Consider the following 25,277-nt stretch of genomic DNA (forward strand, 5'->3'; position numbering starts at 1 on the left):
GGCGTGTCGGAGCGGCTCGGACCGGACTGCGCGGTACAACAGTCCGGCTGCGAGGGTTCGGGGGAGCCCGGTCGGTCGGGGCGGCGGGGAGGGGCTGAAGACCGCAGTGCTCGCACACGAGCGTACGGAACGCGGGTCCGGGACATCGACCACGGTGATCACCTGTGTCCGGCGTTCGCCGACGACGACGAACAGCGACGGGTCGTCACCGCCTATCTGGCCGACGGCCTGGAGCGCGGTGAGCGGGTCGTGTACTTCGCCGACCAGTGCGCTCCGGAGAGCGTCCTCGGCTGGCTGAGCGCGGCCAAAATCAGCACCGGGCCGGCGCTGAGGAAGGGCCGGCTCGTGGTGACGACGGCCGACGAGAGCTACCTGGCGAGCGGCACCTTCGACGCCGACGACATGGTCACCGCTCTGCGGCAGGAGGTCAGGGACTCGCTGGCGGCCGGCTACACCGGATTCCGGGTGAGCGGTGAGATGGGATGGGCGCTGCGCGACGTCCCGGGCGCCGACCGGCTCTCCACCTTACGAGACCGAGGTCAACGCCGTGTTCGCGGGGCAGAAGGCGTCCGCCGTCTGCCAGTACGACGCCCGCCGGTTCACCCCCGAGCAGCTCGACGCCTTCGACCGCTGCCACCCCGGAGCCGTCGAGGAACCGCCACTCCACGAGGACGGCGCCCTCCGGCTGATCCCGTCCTTCCACGAAGGACACCGCACCCTCCGTGTCGTCGGCAGCGTCGACCACCGCACCACGCGGGTCCTCGCCGCCGCCCTGAAGACGGCGCTCGCCTGGCCGGGGGACGTCCGGGTGGACACGACGGACATGGAGTTCATCGACCTCGCCCGTGTCCGGGCCCTGGCCCGGTGCGCGGCGGGACTCGAGCCCGGCCGGCGGCTGCACGTGGTGAAGCTCGCACCCCTGCTCTGCCAGGTGATCGGCATGGTCGGCTTCGACGAGACCTCGGCCCTCGTCGTCAGCCCGGGGAAGGCCACCGCGTGACGGATCCGCTCCACATACCTCCACCGGCCCCGGGGAACGACCGCCTCACCCACCAGGCGCTGATCTACGGCGACGACGAAACGTTCCTCGCCACGACGGTGCCCTTCTGCCTGGACGGCCTCGCACGAGGTGACGCCGTGCCGGCCGTGACCACACCGGCCAACACGGACCTGCTGCGCCGAGCCCTGGGCCCCGCCGCCGAGCAGGTCGACCTCGTCGACGCCGCCGAGTGGTACCGGACCCCCGGCCGCACGCTGGGCGCCTACCACCGCTACGTCGACCGGCGTACGGCACGCGGAGGACACCCGCGGGTGCGCATCCTCGGCGAGCCGGTGTGGGCCGGCAGGGACGCGCTTGAAACGGCCGAATGGACCCGCTACGAGGCCGCGGTCAACATCGCCTTCGCCGGCCGTCCGGCCTGGGTCGTCTGCCCGTACGACACCCGGATCCTGCCCGACGGCGTCGTGGCCGACGCCCGCCGCACACACCCCGAGACGCGGGCTGACCGAGGAGAGCGGCGAAGGGGCGCACCCGGTACCGGGTGCGCCCCTTCGGGTCACGGAGGGCGCGACGGCCCCTGCGCCATAGGTGGTGGTCCTGCTGTCAGACCCGTGTGCGAGCGTGGAGCGCGAAGGGCGGGCGACACGCTGGAGGGGTTCGATGGCGGCGGAAAGTGACGGCTGGGCCGGCATGGGATGGGGCTGGACGGATGCGGCCGACGTTCGCCGCCGTCTCGACGAAGGCGCCGATCCGCATCGCTGGAGCGGGGGCCGGCCGCTGCACCGTGCAGCGGTGTTCGGGTCCCCGGAGGTCGTCGCGGAGCTGGCTGGCCGGGTCGCGGACGTGGACGCACTGGAGAACGGGGTGACGGCCCTGTGGGAGGCCGTCGTGTCCGGGAAGCCGGAAAACGCGCTAGCCCTCGCCTCCGCCGGGGCCGATCCGTGGCGGCCGTCGGTCGGCGGCTGGTCACCGGGACGGCTGAGCCTGGCCGGCCCGACACCGGACCTCTTCCCGGTACCGGAGGGGGTGTGCCTGACCGACACGGAGCGTGAGGCAGCGGAGGAGGCCCATCGGCTCACCACGGCGCTGGGCACGTTCCACTACGACGGCACCGGACTGGCCTGCGTGGCCGGGATCGACGCGGCCGAGGCGGTGCGCCGTCTGGAGGCGGCGCCGGCGGACGAGGAAGTCGTCGACGAGCTGCTGGAAGACCCGTACGAGTACGACATGGACGAGAGCCTGGGCATCATCGGTGTGACGTCGGTGCCGGGCGGTTGCGTCGTGACGCAGCCCTGGGGATACGCGCCGCAGATGCCGGGCGTGCTGACCCGCCTGTCCGCCGGCACTGTCTGCTACGGCTTGTACGCCAATCCCAAGAGCGGCAACCAGGGCAGCATCGCCCGGCACGGAACCGTCGAGGGCTGGGACCTGCACCCGGGCGGGGGACCGTACGAGAAGGACACCCCCGAGGAAGTCCTCGCCTCGTACCTCTACCGGTACAACGCCGTGGCCTACTCCTGCGCCTTCGCGGGACTGAGTCCGACCGACGCGCGTGCCGTGGTCGGCCCTCCCGATGTCTGGGTCGAACTGCCACAGCGCGACTACTGGAGTCACTGACGCGGACGGACCAGGGCCGGGGTGCTCGCCTACGGGAACCGCGTCACGGAGCGGGCGTGGTCCCACATGCCGTGCAGCTGAGCCAGGGGGCGCTGCTGCTCGCCGTGGAGGGCGTTGAGTACTACAAGGCACCCGGTCAGAGCCGGTACGGTCCACTGCGCGCAGGCCAGGTGACGCCGGGCCTTGCCGAGGTCGATGGGGTGGCGCGCGGCCTTCTCGGCGTCCTCGGGGGCGGCGGAGGAGGCAAGTTCGACCTTCTTGCCGACGACACGGGCGTACGCGGTGGCGGCCAGGGCTGCCGCGGTGACGACCGTCTTGGCCGTGGTGGAGGCGGCCACGCCCTTCTGGGCGGTGACCCGATGGGCGTTGGAGACGAGCAGTCCGCCGCCGCCGAACAGGTGCGCACCGATCGCCGCGGCGTTGACCGGAACCCACTTCGCCCATCCCACCGAGGCGATCCGGGCCCGGGCGGCGACGGTGGAGCCCTCGTTCTCGGCCGCCCCGTTCAGGCCGATCGCGCCCATCAGGGAGCCCCCGAACCATGCCGCCAGGCCGACGTCGTGAAGGCTGCGGATGACAGTGTTACGTCCGGACATTGACAGTGCTCCTTCTGCCAGTGGATCACGCCCCGGCAGAACGCCGGTCCCCTCCACCCTCACCTCGACCTGCCCCTACCGCGATCGCGGTTAGCCCGTACGAGCCTGCGCAGCGGGGCAGGCGACCCCTCCCACGGTGAGCGTCCCCCCGTCGGAGGACGCTGCTCACGCAGCCGCCTGGCCCCAGTCTCGCGGATCCTTCGCGCATCGCTCGCGACGGCTCTAGCGTGGAAGGGTGTACGAGGGCGTGGTCATGCTGTCCCTCGGCGGGGACGTGATGCTCGGCCGGGGCGTCGATCAGATCCTCCCGCACCCCGGCGACCCGGCGCTGCGGGAGACCTGCATCCGCGACGCCAGGGACTACGTCGGCCTGGCCGAGGCGGCGAACGGGCCGATCCCCCGGCCGGTCGGCTTCCGCTGGCCGTGGGGCGAGGCGCTGGCGGTCCTGGACGAGGCGGCGCCGGACATGCGGCTGGTCAATCTGGAGACGTCCGTCACGGGCGACGGTGACTTCATGCCCGGCAAGGGTGTCCACTACCGGATGAGCCCGGCCAATCTGCCGTGCCTGGCCGCGGCCCGGCCGGACGTCTGCGCGCTCGCCAACAACCACGTGCTCGACTTCGGCCCGCGCGGCCTGCACGAGACGCTCGACGCCCTGGCGGAAGCAGAGCTGCGGACGGCGGGGGCGGGCCCGGACGAGGTACGTGCGAGGCGGCCGGCGATCCTGCCCCTGGGCGTCGTCGGACGAGTGCTGGTCTTCTCCTTCGGGATGCCGTCCAGCGGGATCCCGAAGGACTGGGCCGCCACCGAGCAGCGGCCCGGTGTCGACGTCGTCGCGGAGCCCTCGGCAGCCGCCGCTTCCGCTTTCGCCGACCGTCTGCGGCAGGTCCGACGGCCGGGTGACATCGCCGTCGCCTCGGTCCACTGGGGCCCCAACTGGGGCTACGGCGTCTCCCGCTCCGAGGTCCGCTTCGCTCACGCGCTCGTCGACGCGGGCGTGGACGTCGTGCACGGACATTCCTCGCACCACCCGCGCCCAGTGGATGTGTACCGGGACAGGCTCGTCCTCTACGGCTGCGGCGACCTCGTCAACGACTACGAGGGCATCGGCGGCTACGAGAGCTACCGGGACGACCTGCGGGTGCTGTACCTGGTGTCGGTGGAGGCGGACACCGGCCGGCTGGTCGACGCGCGGACGGTCCCCTTGAAGGCGCGCAGGATGCGGCTGGAACACGCCTCGGCCGAGGACACCGAGTGGCTGTGCGCCGTCCTCGACAGGAACAGCCGAGTGTTCGGCACCCGCGTCGACGACGGGCCCGACGGCACGCTCACCGTGCGTCCTCTGCGTGCCGGGCGGCGCACATGACGTGAGGCGTGCCGAGCAGCCTCTTCGGGTGCCCGCCCCTACGGCCGTTCCCGGGTGCGGCGCCGGCCGGCGGCCAGGGGGACGGGCGCCGGACCGGGGACCACGGAGTTGGTCAGGGTGCCGATGCCCTCGACCGTGAGGGCGACCGAGTCGCCCGGCTTCAGCGGTGGAGGGACCTGCTCCCCGCGCAGGCCCCACAGCTCGGCGAGGCAGCCGCCGTTGCCGCAGGTGCCCGAGCCGAGGACGTCACCCGGTACGACACGGGTGCCGCGGGAGGCGTAGGCGGTCATCTCCTCGAAGGTCCAGCTCATGTTGGACAGCAGGTCCTCGCCGACGACCCGGCCGTTGATCTCGGCGGTCAGGGCCAGTCGCAGGAAGCCGTCGGCGTCCCGGTACGGTTCCAGTTCGTCGGCGGTGACCAGGTAGGGACCGAGGGTGGTGGCCGTGTCCTTGCCCTTGCAGGGGCCGAGGCCGACCTTCATCTCCGCCGACTGCAGGTCGCGCGCGGACCAGTCGTTGAAGACGGTGTAGCCGACGATGTGGTCGCGGGCCTGTTCGGGGGTGAGGTCGCGGCCCTCGCGGCCGATGACGGCACCCACCTCGAGTTCGAAGTCGAGGACGGCCGAGCCGGGCGGCACGGGTATGTCGTCCCGGTCGCCGTAGACGGCGTGCGGGTTGGTGAAGTAGAAGGTCGGCGCCGCGTACCACTGCTCGGGCACACCGGCCGCGCCGTCGACGGAGCGGCGTACGCCTTCGACGTGCTCCTCGAAGGTGACGAAGTCCCGTACGGAGGCGGGCTGGAGCGGGGGGAGCAGCCGCACCCGGGAGACGTGCGGGCCGGGCGGGACGTCGAGTGCCTGCCGGCCCGCGGCCAGCAGTCCGGGCAGGCCGTCCGTCTCGATGAGCAGCGCGGACAGGGAGGAGACGCCCGGCAGCGGGAAGAGGGTGCCGTCCTCCTCCACGACGGCCACACGCCGGCGGTGGCGTTGTTCGTAAGCGGCGAAACGCATGGTGTCGCTCCTGACGGAGAGGAAGGGGCGGGAGCGGACCGGGGACGCGACGGGGGAGTCGGGCGTGGACGCCGCCGTCGCGTCCCCGGGGGCCGGGCGCGGAATCAGACCGGCGGGGCGACGAAGACGCCGCGGTCGGGGTCGTTGAAGGACTCCTTGGCGACGAGTTCGTTCATGGGGTTGGCGGTGCCCCACTGGTCGGTGACCTCGGGCCGGGAGAAGTCGTAGACGTGCGGGTGCCAGGTGTCCTCGTCGAGGCACTCCAGCTCGGTGGTGTACTCGACGGTGTTGCCGTGCGGGTCCAGGAAGTACGTGAACGTGTTGTCGCCGGCCATGTGCCGGCCGGGGCCCCAGATCTTCTTGAAGCCCGCGCGGATGACCCGGCCGGAGCCGCGCATGTACTCGTCGATGCCGCGCATCTCGAAGGAGACGTGGTGCAGCGAGGTGTGCGGGCCCTGCGCGATCGCCATCGAGTGGTGCTGGTTGCTGATCCGCATGAAGTGCATGACCTCGCCCATGTACGGCGAGCTGAGCGTGTCCGACAGCAAGAAGCCGAGATGGCGCTCGTACCACTCGCGGGTGCGGTTCAGGTCGGGGGAGTTGAGGACGACATGGCTCAGCTTGACCGGGATGGACTCCTTCTCCTCGATCCTGCGGTGCCGTCGGACGTCGACATCGGAGGAGACCTCGATGGTGCGGCCGTCGACGTCGAAGAAGCGGAAGCCGTACCCGCCGCCAGGGGTGTCGACCTTGCCGGGCCGGGAGACCAGCTGTACTCCGCCCGCGAGGAGCCGCTCGGCGAGGGTGTCCACGTCGGCCGCGGACGCGGCACCGTAGGAGACGAGGTCGAGTCGCTTGTCGTCGGCCTTGCGTAGCCGTACGACGTACTGTTCCGGGGAGCCCTCGGCGGCGAGGAAGGAGATGCCGGAGTCCTCGGCGACCTTGGTCAGGCCCCAGACGCCGGAGTAGAAGTCGAGTTGCCTGTCGTAGTCGGGCACGGCGAGGTCGACGTGCCGCAGGTGGGTGAGCAGACGCATGGCGTTCAGTCCTTCCGGAGGAGGGCGGCGGCGTTGCCGCCTCGTACGGCGTGGAAGTCGCGGTCGGGCAGCCGTGCGGCGCGCAGGGCGGCGACCGGGTCCTCGGTGCCCATGTCGAAGGGGAAGTCCGAGCCGAGCAGGACGCGGTCCGCGCCGGCGACGCGGACCAGTTCGCGCAGGACGTGCGGGTCGTGGACGAGCGAGTCGAAGTACAGCCGTCGCAGGTAGCTGCTGGGCAGGTGCGCGCAGCCGGCGCCCGCGTCGGAGCGGGCCGACCAGGCGTGGTCGGAGCGGCCGATGTGGGTGGGCAGGTAGCCGCCGCCGTGCGCGGCGATCAGTCTCAGCGCGGGGTGCCGGTCCAGGACCCCGGAGAAGATCAGGTGCGAGAGGGCGACGGCGTTCTCGGTGGGCTGGCCGACGGTGTTGGACAGGTACCACCGGTCGAGGCGCTCGTCGAGGGTGCAGCCGAAGGGGTGCAGGAAGAGCAGGGCGCCGGTCTCCTCGGCCCGGGTCCACAGGGGTTCGTAGGCCGGGTCGGAGAGTTCGCGTCCGGGGGCGTGGCTGGAGATCTCCACGCCGAGCAGGCCCTGCGCGAGGGCGTGGTCGAGTGCGTCGACCGCGAGCGCGGGGTGCTGGAGCGGGACCAGGCCCAGTCCGTGCAGCCGGTCGGGGGCGGCCGCGCAGTGCGCGGCGGTGGCCTCGTTGGCCAGCCGGCAGACCTTCTCCGCGGTCGGCTCGTCGGCCCAGTAGTGGTAGTGCGACGGCGAAGGACTGACCAGTTGGACGTCCACGCCCTGGGCGTCCATCGCCGCCAGTCGCACGGTCACGTCGGTCAGGCGGGGGACGCGCTCGCGGACCATGGGTCCGCTGACCGCGAGTGCGGCCGAGCCGTTGCGGCGGGCGTCCAGAGCCTTGGCCTCGGTGAACCCGGGCCGGTCGGAGACCAGAGCCTCGATCCCGGGGAGCAGGACGTGCGCGTGCACGTCGACGGTGGGCGCGGCCGGCCCGAGCTCCCGCGCGGTCACGGCAGCTCCCGGAGCATGGTCATGGTGCGGGCCATCAGACCGGGCACGTCGGCGTCGCGCACCCCGTTGAGCTGCCACTGCCCGATCTGCACGGAAGCCTCGACGACCGGGCGGACGCGGGTGATCCGCCGCTCGTAGTACGCCTGGAACAGTGCGTCGTCCCAGTCGTCGGACCCGGTCAGCATCCGGGCAAGCACCCAGGCGTCCTCCAGGGAGAGGGCGGCGCCCTGCGCGAGGGTCGGCGGGCAGCAGTGCGCCGCGTCGCCGGCCAGCACGACCCGGCCGCGGTGCCAGGCACCCACGACCAGCATGCGGTCGAACCAGGTGTAGTTGACCTTCGCCGGGTCGGTGATGTGCGCGGTGATCTCGGGCCAGAACCCCCCGTAGCGCCGGGTGAGGCGGCGCATCTCGTCGGCGTACGACTCGGCGGGTATGAAGGCGCGGTCGCGGTTGGCCTCGACGACGTACGCGTACAGGGTCGTCTCGCTGGTGGGGCAGTAGCCGGCGATGTAGGCCGGGCCGCCGTAGGCGAGGTCGGTGCGGACCACTCCGGCCGGCCGCGGGGCCTCGACGCGCCAGATCGCCATGCCGGTCGGTTCCGGCTTGTCGGTGATGCCGATCGCGGCGCGGGTGCGGGAGCCGAGGCCGTCGGCGGCGATCACCAGGTCGTAGCGGTGTTCGGTGCCGTCGCTGAGGCGTACGGAGACACCCTCGGCGTCCTGGAGCAGGATCTCGGCGGTGGTGCCGAGACGCACGGTCGCGCCGCTCGCCCGGACGGCCTCGATCAGGATCCGCTGGAGGCGGGGGCGCTGCATACCGACGGTGGCGGGGAGGTCGTCGCCGCCGGTGCGCAGGTCGTCCTGGACGTGCAGGACGGTGCCGTCGGGAGCGGTGATGCCGACCGAGCCGAAAGCGGAACCGGACGCCTCCACCTGCTCCCACACGCCGAGTTCACGCAGCACGCGCAGGGCGTTGCCCTGCAGGGTGATGCCGGAGCCGGCGGTGGCGTTCCAGTCGTGCCTGGCCTCGATCAGGTCCACGGTGAGACCGGCGCGGCGCAGCAGGATCGTCACGGCGTTGCCGGCCGCGCCGCCCCCGACGACCAGAACCGCACGGGGCTGGGTCATGAAGAACTCCTTCGTTCCTCGGTCTACTTGACCGCGATCGGGTTGACGGGCGAGCCGACCGCGCCGGTGATGGGCAGCGGCGCCGCGGTGAGCCAGAAGTCGTACCGGCCGTCGACCGCGCAGTCCTCGGCGAGAGCCTCCACGTCCCACATCTCGCCGATCAGCAGGCCGACATGGGGGATGGCGACCTGGTGCAGCGGCTGAAACGCGTGCTCGAACTCGTTCGGGCGGACCTCGAAACCCCAGGTGTCGGTGGCGATCGCGGCGATCTCCGTGCCGTGCAGCCAGCCCGCCGTGGTGAACGACAACCCGGGCGCGGGCCCGCCCGCGTAGTCGCCCCAGCCGTCGCGGCGCACCCGGGCCAGTTGCCCGGTGCGCACCAGCACGATGTCGCCGCGCCCCACGGTCACGCCCTGCGCCTCGGCAGTCGCCGTCAAATGCTCCTCAGTGATCGCGAAACCGTCCGGCAGCTCACCGTCGTCGCCGACCGCGCGGCCGACGTCCAGGAGCACTCCGCGTCCGGCGACGTGCGGGGCCATGTGCTCGATTCCGGTGACCAGATCGCCGTCGGAGGTGACGACCTTCTCCGCCGGGCGCCCGTTCCACGCCTTGCCGTGGTCGAAGATGTGGCCGAGCCCGTCCCACTGGGTGGAGCACTGCAGCGGCATCGCGATGACGTCGTCGGCGCCGCCGATGCCGTGCGGAAAGCCCTGGTTGCCCAGTGCGGCGTCGGTGCCGGTGTCCAGCATGGTGTGCACCGGGTTGGTGCGCCGCCGCCAGCCCTTCTGCGGGCCGTTCATGTCGAACCGCTGCGAGAGGGAGAAGCTGACGCCCCGCCGGACCAGTGCCGCACCCTCGCGGCGCTTGGCGTCGTCGAGGAAGTTGAGGGTTCCGAGTACGTCGTTCTCGCCCCAGCGGCCCCAGTTTGAGCACGCCTTCGCGGTCCGGGCGATCGAGCCCGCGGGGTCGGTGCGGTCCAGGGTCATCGAAGCACCTCCGCGACACAACGGGTGCGCTGCGCGCCGAGTCCGGTGATGGAGCCGTTCATGACGTCGCCGTCGCGCAGCAGCCGGCCCCAGTGCATGCCGTTGCCGGCCGGGGAGCCTGTGAGCACCAGATCGCCGGGCAGCAGCCGGGCGGTCTGCGAGGCGTAGGAGACCATCCGCGCCACGCCGAAGATCATGTCCTTGGTCGACTCGTCCTGCATGGTCTCGCCGTTCAGCCTCAGCGTCAGACGCAGGCCGTCCGCGCCCGCGATCGAGGCGGCGGGCACGATCCACGGGCCCAGCGGAGTGAAGCCCGGGGCGTTCTTGCTGCGCAGCCAGTCGGTGCCGATCTGCGGCATGTCCCGGCGGAAGACGGTGGCCCGGTCGGTCAGGTCGTTGGCGATCGTGTATCCGGCGACGTGGTCGAGGGCCTCCTCGACGGACACCCGGTGGGCGGGGCGGCCGATCACCGCGGCCAACTCCAGCTCCCAGTCGGGCTTCTCGGCCCACGCGGGCAGGACGACGTCGTCGTACGGACCGGTGATCGCGCTCGGCAGGCCGATGAACACGTACGGCAGGTCCTCGGCGGCCCGCCGGTCCATGATCTCCGCGGCCTCCGCGCGCCGCTCGTCCTCCGGCCGGTCATCGCCCGGGGCCCGGTGCGCGACGTGCAGATCGATGACGTGCTGCCGGTAGTTGGCTCCCGACTGGAACACCTGGCGCGGCTCCACCGGCGCGTGCACCCGGAACTCCGACAACGCCCTGCGCTCGCGGTCGTCCGCGTCGGCCAGTGCGGTCAGCCGCGGCAGCACCGCGTCCCAGTCGTCCAGGACCGCCCGCATGGTCAGGCCGGCGTCGTCCAGGGCGGACCGCAGGTCGATCACCTGGGCGTCGGGTGTGACGAGGGCGGGGAAGGCGGGACTGCCGGGGGCGGAAAGGGTGGCCAGGGCGAAGGGTCCGGCGAAGAGGGCGGACGCGGCTTCAGGTTTCACGGACATGTCCTCCTGATTGCGGTGGCACTAATCTGGACCCGCCACTCGCGATCAGGGAAATCGATTCCGTGGATCACCATCATCCATCAGGCAGATTCTCGCAGGTCGTCGCCGGACAGCTAGGGGAATCGCTGTGAATCTCAGTCGCCTCGACCTCAATCTCGTCGTCGCCCTGCGCGCCCTCCTCGAGGAGCGCAACGTCACCCGTGCCGGGCAACGGGTCGGGCTCAGCCAGCCCGCGATGAGCGCGGCCCTGTCCCGCCTGCGCCGCCACTTCGACGACGACCTGCTCGCCCGGGTCGGTGGCCACTACGAGCTGACGGCCCTCGGCCAGGTCCTCCTGGACCGCACCTCCACGGCGTACGACGTGCTGGAGCGCCTCTTCGCCAGCCAGGCCGACTTCGATCCCGCCAAGGAGCGGCGGGAGTTCAAGCTGATCGCGTCCGACTACGCCGTCGCGGTCTTCGGCGCCGAACTGGCCCGGGTCGTGCACCAGGAGGCTCCGGGCATCCGGCTGCGGTTCGCGCAGACCCCGACCTCGGTGGTGGATGCCACGGGCACGCTGCTCAGCACGTCCGACGGTCTGCTGATGCCGCACGGGGTCATCAGCGGCTTTCCGGCCACCGACCTGTACGGGGACCGCTGGGTCTTCCTCGTCGCCGACGACCATCCGAGTGTCGAGGACCGCCTCACCCGCCAGGATCTGGCCCGGCTGCCCTGGGTCACCTACCAGCGCACCTACGACGCCCCGGCGGTGCGCCAGCTCGGAATGCTGGGGATCGAGCCCCAGGCCGAGGTCTCCGTGGACAGCTTCCAGAGCATCCCGCTGCTGGTCGCCGGTACCCGGCGCATCGCCCTCGTCCAGGCCCGCCTGGCCCGGCTCCTGGCGCCGCTGGCCGGAGTTCGTGTGGTGGAGCCGCCGTACGAGGCAGTGCCCCTGCAGGAGGCCATGTGGTGGCACCCCGTGCACACGCACGACGCGGCCCACATCTGGCTGCGCGAAACGGCCGCCCGCGTCGGCAGGCGGATGGCCGACGAGCCCGAGGGGTGAGTGGTGGCCCGTCGCCCGTGAACGCCGGACGTCGTCCACGGGACGGATGGTGGCCATCCACGACGTGAATCACGGCAGCGGGTGAGCTCGCTCCACCCGCGCCTCCGGCATGCACTCCCGTCTCCCGGGTACTCCGGCGGCACGCCCGTACCGGGGCCGAAGCGCGAGCGGCGCGCCGGTTGCCCCGACCGGCGGTGAGCGCATGAGAAACGCGAGAAAGAGTGAAACGTGAACGAGCCGCAGCACCCCGCCGAACAGTACCCGCAGCCCGACTTCCCCGCCCAGGAGCAGCCGCATCCCGGCTGGAGCGGGCCGATGGACCCGCCACCCGACCACGGTGAGGAGTCCTACCGCGGCACCGGGCGACTGACCGGCCGCAAGGCCGTGATCACCGGCGGCGACTCCGGAATCGGGCGGGCCGTCGCCGTGGCGTTCGCACGCGAGGGCGCCGACGTGCTGTTCACCCATCTCGACAGCGAGAAGGACGAGGCGGCGGAAACCGCGCGCTGGGTGGAGCAGGCGGGCCGCAGGGCCGTCCCCCTGTCGGTGGACATCCGCGAGGAGAACAACTGCCGGGCGCTGGTCGCCCGGGCGGTGGAGGAGTTCGGCCGGATCGACATCCTGGTGAACAACGCGGCCTACCAGATGTCGCAGCCGGACGGCATCGAGGCCATCTCCACCGAGCAGTTCGACCGGGTCATGCGCACCAATCTGTACGGCATGTTCTGGGTGACCAAGCATGCCGTGCCGCACATTCCGGAGGGCGGCAGCGTCATCAACAGCGCCTCGGTGCAGGCGTACAAACCCAGCCCGCACCTGCTGGACTACGCGATGACCAAGAGCGCGATCGTCACCTTCACGCAAGGGCTCGCGCAGATGCTGATCGACCGGGGCATCCGCGTGAACGCCGTGGCACCGGGGCCGGTGTGGACCCCGCTGATCCCCGCGACGCTGCCGGACACGGCGGAGTTCGGCAAGCAGGCGCCGATCGGACGCCCCGCGCAGCCGGCCGAGATGGCGCCCGCGTACGTGTTCCTCGCCTCGCAGGAGGCCTCGTACATCACGGCGGAGATCGTCAACGCGACGGGCGGTACGCCGCTTCCCTGAGACCACCGGCGTCCAGCCGGACGGCATCCCCGCCGTGCCGGACCGGCGGCACCACGGGGATGCCTGGCGTCTCGCTCCGCCGCGGCAGGGCCCGAGTCCTGGGGCGGTGACCGCGCGAGAAGTGGATCCCGCGGGCGGGCCGCCGCACGCCTCAGGCCGCCTTCCTCCAGACGGTCATGCCCAGTTGCAGGAAGGCGTCCTGTTGCAGGGCCGTCTGCTTGACCTGGATCGTGAGCGCTGCGACGTCGCCCGAGTCGTTCCCGACACAGAGCTGGGTGCCGGCGTCGGCCGCCGCGAGCCACGACATGCGGTATGCGGAGCCGGTGGCGCCGCTGAGAAGGTGACGGCAGACGTCGGGGAGGCGGCCTTGCCGTTGAACAACTGCACGAACCGGCTGGTACGGCTGTGCAGCGCGCAGTCGATGTCGTCCTCGCAATCGAGGCGGATGTCGCCCCCGCGATCGGTGCGGAGCATCGGTTCGTCGAGGCTCAGGGAGTTCGTCCGGTACAGCCACACGGGGGACAGGACGACGGCTTCCGTCGCCAGGGGGGTGTCCGGGGCAGGCTGCGAGGCCCGCGGGGAGTCGCCGACGGCCGGCGAGGTGAGTGACGGCGACGCCGTGGACTGTGCGGACCTCGTCTGTGCGGGTGTCGAGGTGGGCGTGCCCGCGGCCCGCTCGCCGGCGCCGGACCGGTCGCCACCGAACCACGTCAGGCCCGTCCACGTCAGTGCGCCCGCCGTCACGGCCACGGCTGTGACCAGCGCGGTTCGCCGCCCGGGCGCCCGGCGCCGGGCGGGCCTCAGCGACAGCGTCGCGGCCGCGGTCGACGGAGCCACGGGAGTGCGCGCCGGGTCCGGAACGGTCGCCTCGGGTCCCGTGACCTCGTTCCAGACGGCAGACCCCGCGCCCGCGTCGGCGTCCGCGCCCAGCCGACCGCGGCACCACCGTACGACCTCCGCCGGCGTGGCCCGCTCCCGCGGATCAGACGCCAGGCACCGGGCGAACAACGGGCGCAACGGTTCCGGCAGCCGGGACAGGTCGGGTTCCTCGTGCACGATCCGGTACAGCACGACCGGCGCCATGCCGTCCCCGTACAGCGGTTCACCCAGAGCCGCGAAGGCCGCCGTCTGGGCCAGTGCGAAGACGTCGGTCACCGGGGAGACTTCACCGGCGGTCGCCTGCTCGGGGGCCATGAAGTGAGGCGTGCCGACAGTGGAGCCGGTAGCGGTGTGCGAGGAGAGGTCCGCGGCGAACGAGATACCGAAGTCGATCACCCGTGGCCCGTCAGCGGCCAACAGCACGTTGGACGGCTTGAGGTCCCGGTGCACGACCCCCACGCCGTGGATCGCCTGAAGCGCCTCGGCCACGCCGGCCATCAGCCACAGTACGGCGGACACCGGCAGCGGCCCACGCCGGGCGACGGCCGCCGTGAGGGACGGTCCAGGCACGTACAGCGTGGCGAGCCAGGGGAGTGCACCGTCGGTGTCGGCGTCGACGAGTTCCGCGGTGTAGGCGCCCTTGACCCGGCGGGCGGCCTCCACCTCCCGGCGAAACCGCCGCCGGAAGGCCGGATCGTCGGCCAGCTCCGGCCGCACCACCTTGATCGCCACCGGGCGGCCGCCCCGGGTGTGCGACAGGTACACCCGGCCCATGCCCCCCGCGCCGAGCCGGGCCACCAGCCGGTAGCCGGCCACAACGGAAGGGTCGCCCGCCTGGAGAGGCTGGAACACCTCGGTGATGCCGCTGCTCATCGAACTGCCGTCCCCCTGATCCCCGACCGGCCGAAGGGCCGATCCGGGCAGAAGCTCAAGCGGACTGGGCGGACCGACCGACCTGGGGCTTTGCCGCATGCCGTACGCGGCCCTCGCCGCCGAACCGGTCCACCGTCGGCCGGGGTTCACCACCGTTTCCGAGTACCGCCTCCTCACCCTGCCGGACATCGCCCGGCCCGTTTCCCGGTGGGGGAGTCCGCGGTGACGGGTCACGGTCCTGCGGGCTCGTCTCGCTCCGCGAGGTGTGCCGCGACCGCCCGGCCCAGCACAAGGGGCGAGGCATCCTCACCGACCCGCACGCCCAGTCGCTCCGCCAGATCCCTCAGGTGCAGGTCCACCGCCGCCTCCACGCGAGTGGCCAGCAGGCCCGCGGCGTCCCGGGCCCGGACGACGGCCGTGGCGAGGACGGCGGCCCCGACCGCGGCGCCGGGCCACCACACCACCGCCAGCGCCGCGTACAGCAGCGCCCAGCCGGCCAGGCGTGCGGCGGCGTCGTACGCCTGGCGCGCACCGACGACATCGGCTCGGGGTGCTTCGGGCAGCAGGGCCCACAGCCGTGGCCAGGCCTGTTCCAGTTCGAACCCGTACCGGTTCCTTACCCCGTCCGCGGCCTTCAGGAAGACGTCTCCGATCCGGGTCGGCCGCCCGGGCCGCCGTGTCCGGCGTCGCCGTGCCGTACGACTGGCGTGGGCGAGCAGCAGCCGCCCGCCCCGTCCTCGATGTGTGACGGACCGTGCGACGGCGCGCCGTGCCCGCTCGTCCTGTCGCCGCCGACGGCTCAGCCGCCACCGCAGGAGCCAGGAGGAAGGCGCCCCGGACCCCGACGCACCCCACAGCCGTTGGAACGCGCCGCCGAGCGCCCCCGCCGCCAGGCCCGCCGCGCCCGACGCCAGCAGGGCGGCCGCGACGGCCAGCAGGACCGCTGACGCGCTGCGCCCGGCCCGCTCCCGCGCGACCTGGTCCAACCACGCGGACAGCCGTCCGACGTCGAACGGGTGCGCGTGGCCGAGCCGTACGGCGACGACCGCCGTCGCGACCCACAGCAGACCGGCCAGGACGACCGTCTGCAGCCAGCGTTCCGCGATCCGGGTACCGATCCCCGTCAGCAACGCGGACATCAGCGCGGGGGAAAGGCGTGCAGAGGGGTGTCGCCCGCCGCGCAGGCGGGCGGGGCCGTCGCCGCTTCCTCGGGGAACACCACCCGGCCGCAGCGGCTCCAGGGGCACACCCAGGCGTCCACCGCGCGCTGTGCCGCCGTGCCGTCCGAGGCCGGGCCGAACCCCGGAGGCAGACGTCCGTCCCCGGGCCGTTCATCGGCCGGACTGCGGACGTCCAGGGTGACCAGGCCGTGGCGGGCGCAGGCTTCCTCGATGGTGTCCAGCAAGTCCCCGAGCCGCTCCGCGAGGTCACCGTCGCCGGAGGTGTCGGCCGTGGACAACAGGCCGAGAAGTTCAGCCAGTTCCGGCCCGGCGCCGGCGGCGTCGATCTCCGCCGCCATCGTGCCGTGCCGGGTGAGCTGGTCGCACAGCCGTCCCAGCCTGTCCCGCACACCCCTCACGGCCCTCACCTCCGTCGTCCCGCAATCGTGCCGTTCAGCAGTCAACTGCGGTTCCGTGTCGCAGGATTGTCAGAGTACCGCTGCGCGATCACCCGCACACGGACAGAGAGGAACGCGATGCACGACCGGCGCGAACTGCTCGCCGAGCTGCGAGGCCGGGTCGAACGGGCCCGTGACACCGGGGACGACAGCACGCTGCGGACGGCCGGTGCCGCGCGAGCGGCCACGCTGCTCGCCCCGGCCGCGGGTCCCGCCCCCGACCTCGACAGCGCCGCCGTCCTGGGCTGGTACCACTGGCTGCGCTTCCGGCCCGGCGACGAGGACGGCCAGGAGAACCTGGTCCAGGCGGTGCGTTTCCTGGCCGGGGTGCACGCCGTGGATCCCGGTGCGGTGCCCCCGGAGCTGACACCCGTGTACGCCGGCGACGAGCGGGCGGCGACGACGGACGCCGAGGACGCCTTCGAGTTGGGTGTCCTCCTGGCGCTCGCCCACGAGCGGGACCGGACCGTTCCGCTGAACCGCGCCACGGCCTTCCTCCGCCTCGCGGTGGAGCGGGGACTGGCCGAGCCGCTCGACCGGGTGATGGCCCTGAACAACCTGGGGTGCACCCTGCGCATGACTCACGAGGCGACAGGGGACGGGGCGAGCCTGGACGAAGCGGTCAGGGCGGCCCGGGAGGCGGCGCGGGCCACATGGCACCCCGAGCACGCGATGTTCCTGAGCAACCTGGGACTCGGGTTGCTCCAGGTGTTCGACCGCGACGGCGACACAGCGGCACTGGAGGAAGCGGTCACCGTCTGCCGCCGGGCCGTCGTGGTGACCCGCCCGGGGCATCCGCACCTGCCCCGGTTCCGCCTGCACCTCGGGCTGCTGCGCGGCAGATGGGCCGAACTGCACGACGACGCCGCCGCGGGCGCGGAGGCGATCACGCTGCTCGGACAAGCCGTCTCCGCCACCGACGCCCGCGACCCGTCTCGCGGCGCATGGCTGACGCTGCTGGCCGCCCTGCTGACCGCGCAGTTCAGGCGTACCGGTGACAGCGCACTCCTCGACGAGGCCCTCTCCGCCGGCCGACAGGCCGCCGCCGCAGCCCCCGAGGGCCACCCGCAGTGCGGGGCTGCACGCCTGCGCCTCGCCGAGATCCTCGAGACACGAGGCGCCCAGGGCCCCGACCTCGACCTGCTGCGGGAAGCGGTGGCCGTCGCCCGCGGCGCTCCCGCAGCCGCCGACGCGTCGGGGCGCGTCCGACGTCTGCACCAGGTCGGCTGGTGCCTGCAGTCGCTGGCCGATGCCCTGCCCGGCGGAGACGAGGGGGACGCCGCCGCGGCCGAAGCCGTCGCCCTCGCCCGGGAGGCGGTGGCCGCCGCCCCGGACGCGACGTTCCGCAATGGGCTGAGTCGGGCGCTGCTCGTCCGGTTCCAGCGCACCGGTGACCCCGCGGCGGTGGTCGAGGCGGCCGACGCCGCCCGAGCCGCCGTCGACGCCACGGCCGCGGACGACCCGGCACGCCCCGGCTGGATGAACACCCTGGTGTTCGCCCTGTTCCGGCTGCACGACATCGTGGGCGGGGACGACATCCTGCGGGAGGCGATCGCAGTCGGCCGCGAGGCCGCCGCCGCGTTGCCCGAGGGCCACCGGTACCGGCCCGCGGCGCAGTCGCACCTCGGCGCGGTGCTGGTCCGGGCGTACGAGCACACCGGCCGCCGGGCGTACGCGGAGGAGGCGATCGACCGTCACCGCAGCGCCGTCGCGGAGTGCCGTGTCCCGGCCAGCGCGTACAAGTGGCGGATGAACCTGGGCATGGCACTCGCCTCGCTGGCGCGCAACTCCGGTTCGCGGGAACCGGCCGAGGAGGCGGTCACCGTCCTGCGCGAGGTCCTCGACGCCCTGCCGGACACCCATCCGGAACGCGGCACGGTGCTCAACAACCTGGCCCTGGCGCTGCTGTTCGTTCCTGCCGACGATCCCGCAGTGGTGTTGCGCGAGGCCGCCCGGACCGCCCGGGCCGCCGTCGCCGCCACGCCGGCCCCTCACCTGTATCACGCCCTGCACCTGAACAGCCTCTGCCTCGTCCTGCAGACACTGGCGTGGCAGACGGGCGACTCCGCACCGCTCGGGGCGGCGGTCGCGGCCGGCCGGGACGCGTGCCGGGCCGCCCCCCGCGGCCACCCCCACCGGGCGATGTTCCTAGGCAACCTGTGCTCCGCGCTGCGGAGGTCCTACGCCCGCGCCGGGCGTCACGAGGACATCGTGGAGGCGGTCCAGGCCTGCCGCGAGGGACTGGAGACGCTGGCCCGGGACCACCCCTACCGCGTCCGTCTGCTGCACCAGCTCGCCGAGGCACTCGTGCTCCGCAGTGTCTGGGACGACGACGCGGACCTGGCGGCGGAGACGATCGAGGGCTGCCGGGAGGCCGCCGCTCAGCAGGACGACGAAGGATCCGCCTCCCTGTGGGGCACCGCCCTCCTGTCCCGCGCGCTGCTGCTCGCCCACCTGCGGAACAAGGACATCACCCTGCTGCGCGAGGCCGTCTCCCACTCCGCCGACGTCGTCGCACGCGTCGGAACGGCGCCGCAGGACCGCGCTGCCGCCCTCAACCAGCACGCCGCCGTGCTCTACGTGCTGTACGACCGCACCGGCGAACACCCTCTGCTCGAGGAGTCACTGGCCGCCGCCCGCACGGTGGGCGCGGACGAGTCGGCCGAGCCCGAACTGCGAGTCGCCTCCCACCGCCTGCTCGCCGCGTGGTCCGACTCCGTGGAGGCGCTGGCCTCGGCGGAGTCGATCGTCGGCCTGCTGCCCCGGCTCGGCAGCGGGGCCCTGGACCGCGGCGACCGGGGGCAGTTGCTCGGCGGCCTCGGTGCGGTGGCACCGGCGGTCGCCGGCGCCGCTCTGTCGGCCGGGCGCCCGCGCCAGGCTGTGGAACTGCTGGAGCAGTCGCGGGGCGTGCTGACCGCGGAACCCCTCGCCGCCGTCGGCGCCGACCTCGACCGGCTCCGCTCGGCCGCCCCGGAACTGGCCGACAGGTTCGTCGCGTTGCGCAGCCGTCAGGAGTCCCTCGACCTGCCCGCCCCCTCGGCCGGGGACTCGCCCGTGGCGCCCGAGTCCCTGGCCGTCGTCCGGATGGAGACGCAGGGGGCGTGGCACGACGTGCTGCGGCGGATCCGCGCACTGGACGGCTTCGGCGACTTCCTCCGGCCGCCACGGGCCGCCGCCCTCACCGCGGCGGCGGCCGAGGGCCCGGTCGTCTACGTCTACGCCACGCCCAGGCGGTCCGACGCGCTCGTCCTGACCGGGGATCCCGAGGAGCCGGTGTCGGTGGTGCCGCTGCACGGCCTGCGGGAGGCCGAGGCCGCCGAGCGTGTCCCGGAGCTGCGGGCAGCCCTCGACCGGTCCGTCGACCCGACGGTGGACCCCACGGTGCGCCGGGCCGCCCAGGACGAGGTGCTGGACGTCCTGGCCTGGCTCTGGGACACCGTCGCCGAACCGGTGCTCACCGCCCTGGGACACACCGCGCCCCCGGCGGCCGGTGCACCCTGGCCGCGACTGTGGTGGTGTCCCGTCGGCCACCTGTCCCACCTGCCGCTGCACGCCGCCGGGCACCACAGGGACCTCCTTCGCCCCGACGGGGAGCCGCACCGGCGCGCCCCGCGCACCGTGCTCGACCGGGTGATCTCCTCCTACACCGCCACCGCCCGGGGCCTCGCCCGTGCCCGGGCGTCCCGCCCGCGTCCCGCCGGGCAGGCCCGATCCGCCGTCCGCACGGCCGTCGTCGCCGTCCCCGAAGCGCCCGGCGCCGGTTCCCTCCCGGGCGCCACCGCCGAGGCCGCCCTGCTGGCCCGGCTGGTCCCCGGCGCGACGGTCCTGACCGAACCGACCCGCGCCGCCGTGCTCGACACCCTCCAGGACCACCGGATCGTCCACTTCGCCTGCCACCACAGGCCCGCCCGGATCGACCCCTGGCAGGGGACGCTGCTGCTGCCCGACCACCGGACGGATCCGCTGACCGTCTCCGACATCTCCGCGCTGCGGCTGGACGGCGGGCTCGCCTACCTGTCCGCGTGCTCCACCATGCTCACCCGGTTCACCGACGAGGCGCTGCACCTCTCCGGCGCCTTCCAGCTGGCCGGGTACCCGCACGTCGTCGGCACGCTGTGGCCCGTCGGCGACCGGCCCGCCCAGCAACTCGCCGGCGACTTCTACGGCCGCCTCACCCGGGACGGCCGCCACCCGCCCGACCTCGACGGCGCGGCCGTGGCGCTGCACCACGCCGTGCGCTCCCTGCGCGCCAAGTACCCCCGCACGCCGACGCTGTGGGCCGCCCACACGCACACCGGCGTGTGACGGGGATTGTGCTGTGAAGAAGCGGCTCACCCCCACCGCGGCGGCCCCGTCTCTCGATGACGAATGGGCGACCGCGGAGTATGTAGCGCTGGGGTGCCGTGAAGGAGTCGCTGAATACCCACCGCTACCTGAACCTTCCTTGCACCGTCACCCGGGTCACAGCAACGCCGCACCCTCGCTTGTCACCCAGGTCCGCCAGACACGACGGGCGTTCGGCAGGTCAGGGCGGTCAAGGAGCCAGAGCACATACCCGGCACGACACCGGGCCCACGGGCTGTCCGAATCGGCTGCCCGATCGAGCCTGCCTCGCAGATCAGCGCTGTCGACGGCACGGGCAACCCGCACGTATTCGCGATCCTTGCAGCGATACGCCCGGTGGACGACGATCTCGACCAGGTCGGTGAGCTTCGCCCTGATCTCCTCCTCCTGGCGAGCACGGGCTGCCACCTTCCGGACCAGGCTCTGCTTCGTACCCCACGCCTTCGCATGCTGCGTCCACTCCAGCGGGTACCTCGCCTCCCACTCCAGGAAGAGCAACACATAGGGCAGCCCCGACCACGCCGCCAGATCCCCGTCGACGGGACCGCCCCACACCCCATCAGGCAGCGAACGCCTCTGGGCCTGCTGATGCCTCTGGCGCGCCTGCAGAAAGGCCGGCTCCCGGTACTGCTCGTCCGCTCCCAGGGGCCGCGCCAGCAGCCACATCTCGTTGGAACGGGCGAGCGCGTCCGTGACCTTCCTCTGGGCCTCCGTCAGATGGGCGAGCGCTGCACCCCTCGCAGCCGGATCCTCCGCCACAAGCCCGAACGCCCAACCCAGCCGCTCAGCCCACGCACAAGCGTCGTCCGCTTCTGTACCTGCCTCTTCAGCCACGCACGGGATCATCTCCTGGCGCGGTCGGCTCGCTCCGCGGACGGTGCGGGGGAGACGCAAGGGCTCCGGGGCGCAACGGACATGCCCCTAGCGTCGGTCGGCTTCCTGAGCTGCATGCTCCAGACGGCTCCGATGGTTCCCCCACCATGTCGAGTCGCCCGGCGCCATGCTGTCGTTGCCCTTGTTCATCCCCACGGCGCCGTCCATGAGCTCCCGAATGATGTCGGCATGGCCGGCGTGCCGGTGCGTGTCAGCGATCACGCGCACCACGGCGTGGTGCAAGGTCACCTCGTCCTTCCCGCTGGGCCACCACGGCACCTTGCCGATCGTGTCCAGCGCCAGCGTGTCGAGTGTCGCGTCCGCGTGGGCCCACGCCCGGCGGTAGAGCTCGACGATGTACTCGCGTGACTCGTCGGCGGTGACCCACATGTCCGCGTTCGCCTCGGCACCGTCTTCCAGCCAGGGCAGTGGTTCACCGGACGGTCGTCCGAAGGTGTCGCCGAGGTAGCCCAGCTCCACGCCGGCCGCGTGCTTCACCAGGCCGAGAAGGTTGGTGCCGGTAGGCGTCGACGGACGGCGGATGTGGTACTCCGAGAGCCCTTCGAGCTTCCACAGCAGGGCATCACGGGCGGACTGCAGATAGAAGTGAAGATCAGCTGCGGGGTCTGATGCGGTCATGAGGCAAGTCTGCCACTCGCATGATCTCTGTCCATACGCCCGGGCTTCAGCATTCCACCAACAGGCAGACGCACTCGTCAGCGCAGTGGGCTACTCCAGGATGCCGGCGGTGCGGGCGGTGGCCAGCCAGTCGGGGAATTCCCGCAGGAGCTCGTCGAAGAGGTGGTGGTCGGGGATGGCCTGCGGGGTGCGGCCGGCGTGGAAGAAGCCCGCGTTGTCGACGATGCGGCGGGTGGGGACGGCGAGGGTGTCCAGCTTGCGCAGAAACGTGAATTCGTTGTCGTCGGGGTCGCCGAAGCCGATGAACTGCCAGAACAGGGGGAGGCGGGCGGCTTTGCACAGGTAGCGTTCGGCAGCGGTCCTGCTGGTGGGGCCGCCGTCGGTCTGGAAGATGACCAGGGCCGGGCAGTGGCTGCCCGACTCCAAGTAGTGGTCGATGACCTCGTCCATGGCCCAGTGGTAGTTGGTGCGTCTCATGTGCCCGAGGTTTTCGTGCAGTTTGTTGATGCGGCCGCCGTGTGTGCCGAGGGTCAGGTCGGCGGTTCCGTCGACGTCGGTGGAGAAGAACACCACCGGAACGGTGCCGTCGTCGTCGAAGTGGGCCGATAGAGACAGAACCTGCTCGGCCAGATGCTGCATGGTGCCGTTCTGGTAATGGGGCCGCATTGACCCGGAGCGGTCCAGCACGAGGTACACCGCCGCCCGCGCGTCCTCCAGCCCGTGGCTGCGTACGCTGTCACCGGCCGTTTCAACAGGCTGACCAGATCAGGTGCCCTCTCCTGCATCTTGGTCAGGCTTACGGCCCCGGTGTATGTGCTGCCGTTCGTCAGGATCACTCCTCCGTGGCGGCGCCCCGCTCTCGAACAGGGCCGGCGTTTGCCTCTTCGGCTGCGAACAGTGCTGCTTTTGACTGGATGACCGGGCGTTGGCGAGTGTCATGGCGCCGGTGCGAGTGTCCTCTTGCAGAGGCCGGGTGGGTGAGGGCCTGCACAAGAGGACGGTCTCGCGGCGGGCACAGGCGGAGTTGCTGTCGTCTGTGCCCGGGTGTCATCCGCTCGTGGGGCGTTACTTGGGCTGCGTCCGGCGTGGCGTCGGGGTGTCCAGGTGGACGACGACGGAGGTGTAGAAGCGGTGCACGGCATCGTCCACGCTGCGGATGAAGCCGGATTCGGCGTTGCCGCGGCCGCTTCCCATGCTCTTGAGCAGGGACAGACGGAACCCGGTGATTTTGGCGTTGTCCTTGGGGAGCAGGTCCGCCGGTTCGGGGCGCAGGCGCTCCAGGGTTCCGCGTGGGCCTGGGCTGTCGCCGTCGACGAGGGTTTCGACATGGAGGTCCGCCGGGGCCTCGGCCAGGCGCCGGACGAGTCGCTTGGCCCAGCTCAGGGGGTAGCCCTGCTCGGGGGCCGGAATGTCGATGCCGGTACGCAGTTTGCCGGTGCGCAGGTCGGCGCTGACGGTCAGGACGCCGGGGGTGCCGTCGATACGCAGCTCTGCCAGGAGCCGCCCGTCGAGGCAGAGCTGATCGGCCAGGCGGTTTCGGCGCTCCTTGGGGTCTGCTCCGCGCTTGGCGCGCTGGACGGGTAGGACCTTCTGCCCGAGTTCGCCGCCCAGCCTGAGGCAGACCTGGCGGATGAGCCGTTCCCAGTTCTCGACCACTTCCAGCGCCCGGGTGTCGCCCTGGCACAGTGTTTCGTCGTCGATGCCGTTGCGCACGGGAACCCAGGCGGGGCCCATGTTCTGGAAGCCGTGGCAGCCGGAGTTCTCGTGCTGCAGGTAGTGCAGCAGTTCCTGCAGAAGCCAGGCATGCGCCACGTTGCCCACACCTTCGTGCCTGATCAGCATCTGTGCCTGGTAGGCGACTTCCGCCCAGGACAGATGCCAGAGGGCCACCTTGTGCTTGCGCCGCTTGTCGATCTTGACGTCGACGAGCGGGCTGCCCTCCAGCGCGACGTCGTTCGTCAGCGTGATCACGGCCTCGTAGCCGCGGCGTGCGGCGATGTCCATGTACGCCTGCACCTGGTCGGCCTTGAGCGCGTTGCCGTTGGTCTTCGTCTCGACCAGCGCGGTCCACAGCTTGCCCGCCCGCTCCACCCGGATCACCCCGTCCGGGCGCCGCGGACTGTCCCCGTGAGGCAGGGAGACCTCCGTGAACGTCTCCACACGGCCCGCCGGAGCCCCGAATCCCGCGGTGAGCCTCCTGCTGAACTCCGGCACCTGCGCCATCACCGCCAGCAGCACCGAGGTGGCACGCATCTCACGGTCCCGGTCGCTCTTGAGCATCGAGACAGGGAAGAGCCTGGCCTGCCTCCAGGCGTCGTTCTCCGCCAGGGTCTTCTTGACCGTCTTGGGGAGGGTGACCTTCTTCTTCGCGGTGCGAGGGCGGCTGGCCGGCTTTCTCGGCTCGCCGGCCTCGCCCTCAGGCCGGCGAGGCGCCGGGATGGCCTCCAGCGTCGCCTGCCCGGCCGACTCCTCGGCCGGCGTCGGAGCCGCCGCATCGACCTGCTCGTCGGCTTCCGCGCCGGCGAGTGCTGCTTCCGCCTCCGTGGCCGCGTCGTCCTCGATGTCGACCCCGAAGTCCGTCGCCAGCCCCGCAAGGCCGCTCTCGTAGCCCTGCCCGACGGCACGGAACTTCCATCCCTCGCCCCGTCGGTACAGCTCGCCGAAGATGACCGCCGTCACGGAACCTGCGTCGTCGACGGAGAACCTCAGCAGGCTTTCACCGGCCGCGTCGGCCAGCGTGATCCTCACGTCCTCCAGCTCACCGAAGCGGGCTTCGCCGTATCTGCTCGCGGCGACGACGACTCGATCGATCTCGGACGGCATGGCGGTGAGGTCGAAGCTGATCCGGTCCTCACTACCGTCCGCTGTTGGCGTCTTGCCGAGAAGCTGCACGCTTCCGTCAGCGGCCACCGGATGGTTGTAGAAGTAGAAGTCGCCGTCGCTGCGCACCTTGCCGTTCACGTCCAGCAGCAGTACCGACACATCCGCGTCGCCCTCGCCGGTAGGGCTGACCCAGCCCAGACTGACGATCACCGAACCGACGTCGTCGCTCAGGTCCGCCAGGGCCACATTCGAACCCATGATCATTTCCTGCACAAAGCCCCCAACGGCATATCCTGAACATGCGGAAGATCCCG

General features: G+C 72.1%; 20 protein-coding genes and 2 pseudogenes. 8 read left to right on the plus strand and 14 right to left on the minus strand.

Annotated features, from left to right (window positions below; translation table 11 throughout):
- Positions 1 to 3 precede the first annotated feature (3 nt).
- The 4 genes and pseudogenes from AC0VYN_RS16455 to AC0VYN_RS16470 form a co-directional block, all read left to right on the plus strand.
- Positions 4 to 507: pseudogene (locus tag AC0VYN_RS16455) on the plus strand (MEDS domain-containing protein); the annotation flags it as partial.
- Entirely contained in the window at positions 473 to 1,000 is a 528-nt protein-coding gene (locus tag AC0VYN_RS16460) for an STAS domain-containing protein (protein WP_475536656.1), read from the plus strand. The pseudogene AC0VYN_RS16455 and the gene AC0VYN_RS16460, both read left to right, overlap by 35 nt.
- Positions 997 to 1,677, plus strand: coding sequence for an MEDS domain-containing protein (locus tag AC0VYN_RS16465; protein WP_475536898.1), 681 nt, complete (start codon positions 997 to 999; stop codon positions 1,675 to 1,677). The genes AC0VYN_RS16460 and AC0VYN_RS16465 overlap by 4 nt, the downstream gene beginning before the upstream one ends.
- Positions 1,661 to 2,617 carry an ankyrin repeat domain-containing protein gene (locus AC0VYN_RS16470; RefSeq protein ID WP_475536657.1) on the plus strand — a complete coding sequence of 319 codons (957 nt, stop codon included), beginning with the start codon at positions 1,661 to 1,663 and terminating at the stop codon, positions 2,615 to 2,617. Before AC0VYN_RS16465 ends, AC0VYN_RS16470 begins: the two co-directional genes overlap by 17 nt.
- 29 nt (positions 2,618 to 2,646) lie before the next feature.
- On the opposite strand, the gene AC0VYN_RS16475 is transcribed toward AC0VYN_RS16470, so the two are convergent.
- The gene (locus AC0VYN_RS16475) at positions 2,647 to 3,213 is read right to left on the minus strand and encodes a hypothetical protein (RefSeq protein ID WP_385469764.1); all 567 of its coding nucleotides are present in this window, start codon (positions 3,211 to 3,213) and stop codon (positions 2,647 to 2,649) included.
- A gap of 235 nt (positions 3,214 to 3,448) precedes the next feature.
- Here AC0VYN_RS16475 and AC0VYN_RS16480 point away from each other — a divergent pair, with 235 nt between their 5' ends.
- A complete protein-coding gene (locus AC0VYN_RS16480) occupies positions 3,449 to 4,579 on the plus strand; it encodes a CapA family protein (protein ID WP_475536658.1) in 1,131 nt (376 codons plus the stop codon).
- A 38-nt stretch (positions 4,580 to 4,617) separates the two neighbouring features.
- On the opposite strand, the gene AC0VYN_RS16485 is transcribed toward AC0VYN_RS16480, so the two are convergent.
- The 6 genes from AC0VYN_RS16485 to AC0VYN_RS16510 form a co-directional block, all read right to left on the minus strand.
- On the minus strand, positions 4,618 to 5,589 hold the full coding sequence (locus AC0VYN_RS16485) for a fumarylacetoacetate hydrolase family protein (RefSeq protein ID WP_475536659.1): 972 nt from the start codon (positions 5,587 to 5,589) through the stop codon (positions 4,618 to 4,620).
- Positions 5,590 to 5,693: 104 nt separating this feature from the next.
- A complete protein-coding gene (locus AC0VYN_RS16490; protein WP_475536660.1) occupies positions 5,694 to 6,626 on the minus strand; it encodes a VOC family protein in 933 nt (310 codons plus the stop codon).
- Positions 6,627 to 6,631: 5 nt separating this feature from the next.
- Positions 6,632 to 7,651: an amidohydrolase family protein gene (locus AC0VYN_RS16495; RefSeq protein ID WP_475536661.1), complete on the minus strand. Its 1,020-nt coding sequence runs from the start codon at positions 7,649 to 7,651 to the stop codon at positions 6,632 to 6,634.
- Positions 7,648 to 8,778, minus strand: a complete 1,131-nt coding sequence (locus tag AC0VYN_RS16500; RefSeq protein WP_475536662.1) for an FAD-dependent oxidoreductase — start codon at positions 8,776 to 8,778, stop codon at positions 7,648 to 7,650. The genes AC0VYN_RS16495 and AC0VYN_RS16500 overlap by 4 nt, the downstream gene beginning before the upstream one ends.
- A gap of 23 nt (positions 8,779 to 8,801) precedes the next feature.
- A complete protein-coding gene (locus AC0VYN_RS16505; RefSeq protein ID WP_475536663.1) occupies positions 8,802 to 9,764 on the minus strand; it encodes a cyclase family protein in 963 nt (320 codons plus the stop codon).
- Complete coding sequence (locus AC0VYN_RS16510; protein ID WP_475536664.1) at positions 9,761 to 10,762, minus strand: fumarylacetoacetate hydrolase family protein; 1,002 nt, start codon at positions 10,760 to 10,762, stop codon at positions 9,761 to 9,763. The genes AC0VYN_RS16505 and AC0VYN_RS16510 overlap by 4 nt, the downstream gene beginning before the upstream one ends.
- Before the next feature lie 127 nt (positions 10,763 to 10,889).
- Between AC0VYN_RS16510 and AC0VYN_RS16515 the strand changes: the two genes are divergently transcribed.
- A complete protein-coding gene (locus AC0VYN_RS16515) occupies positions 10,890 to 11,807 on the plus strand; it encodes a LysR family transcriptional regulator (protein ID WP_475536665.1) in 918 nt (305 codons plus the stop codon).
- Positions 11,808 to 12,035: 228 nt separating this feature from the next.
- Entirely contained in the window at positions 12,036 to 12,914 is an 879-nt protein-coding gene (locus tag AC0VYN_RS16520; RefSeq protein ID WP_451628288.1) for an SDR family oxidoreductase, read from the plus strand.
- Positions 12,915 to 13,088: 174 nt separating this feature from the next.
- Here AC0VYN_RS16520 and AC0VYN_RS16525 read toward each other — a convergent pair whose 3' ends face one another.
- From AC0VYN_RS16525 to AC0VYN_RS16535, 3 genes are all read right to left on the minus strand, one after another.
- The gene (locus AC0VYN_RS16525; RefSeq protein ID WP_475536666.1) at positions 13,089 to 14,666 is read right to left on the minus strand and encodes a serine/threonine-protein kinase; all 1,578 of its coding nucleotides are present in this window, start codon (positions 14,664 to 14,666) and stop codon (positions 13,089 to 13,091) included.
- A 230-nt stretch (positions 14,667 to 14,896) separates the two neighbouring features.
- Positions 14,897 to 15,805: a hypothetical protein gene (locus AC0VYN_RS16530; RefSeq protein WP_475536667.1), complete on the minus strand. Its 909-nt coding sequence runs from the start codon at positions 15,803 to 15,805 to the stop codon at positions 14,897 to 14,899.
- The gene (locus AC0VYN_RS16535) at positions 15,805 to 16,245 is read right to left on the minus strand and encodes a hypothetical protein (RefSeq protein WP_475536668.1); all 441 of its coding nucleotides are present in this window, start codon (positions 16,243 to 16,245) and stop codon (positions 15,805 to 15,807) included. The genes AC0VYN_RS16530 and AC0VYN_RS16535 overlap by 1 nt, the downstream gene beginning before the upstream one ends.
- A 117-nt stretch (positions 16,246 to 16,362) precedes the next feature.
- On the opposite strand from AC0VYN_RS16535, the gene AC0VYN_RS16540 reads away from it, so the two are divergent.
- Complete coding sequence (locus tag AC0VYN_RS16540) at positions 16,363 to 20,589, plus strand: CHAT domain-containing protein (RefSeq protein ID WP_475536669.1); 4,227 nt, start codon at positions 16,363 to 16,365, stop codon at positions 20,587 to 20,589.
- A gap of 156 nt (positions 20,590 to 20,745) precedes the next feature.
- Here the strand turns inward: AC0VYN_RS16540 and AC0VYN_RS16545 are convergent, their stop codons facing one another.
- The 4 genes and pseudogenes from AC0VYN_RS16545 to AC0VYN_RS16560 all read right to left on the minus strand — a co-directional run bounded on the left by AC0VYN_RS16545 (position 20,746) and on the right by AC0VYN_RS16560 (position 25,227).
- On the minus strand, positions 20,746 to 21,462 hold the full coding sequence (locus tag AC0VYN_RS16545; RefSeq protein WP_475536670.1) for a hypothetical protein: 717 nt from the start codon (positions 21,460 to 21,462) through the stop codon (positions 20,746 to 20,748).
- A gap of 87 nt (positions 21,463 to 21,549) precedes the next feature.
- Entirely contained in the window at positions 21,550 to 22,140 is a 591-nt protein-coding gene (locus AC0VYN_RS16550; protein ID WP_475536671.1) for a DinB family protein, read from the minus strand.
- A gap of 90 nt (positions 22,141 to 22,230) precedes the next feature.
- A pseudogene (locus AC0VYN_RS16555) lies at positions 22,231 to 22,976 on the minus strand (vWA domain-containing protein).
- Positions 22,977 to 23,205: 229 nt separating this feature from the next.
- Positions 23,206 to 25,227: a TerD family protein gene (locus tag AC0VYN_RS16560; RefSeq protein WP_475536672.1), complete on the minus strand. Its 2,022-nt coding sequence runs from the start codon at positions 25,225 to 25,227 to the stop codon at positions 23,206 to 23,208.
- Positions 25,228 to 25,277: the final 50 nt, after the last annotated feature.

This window comes from Streptomyces sp. 63XJN7_1_ISO-PGPR-S23-121 (genome assembly GCF_056173025.1).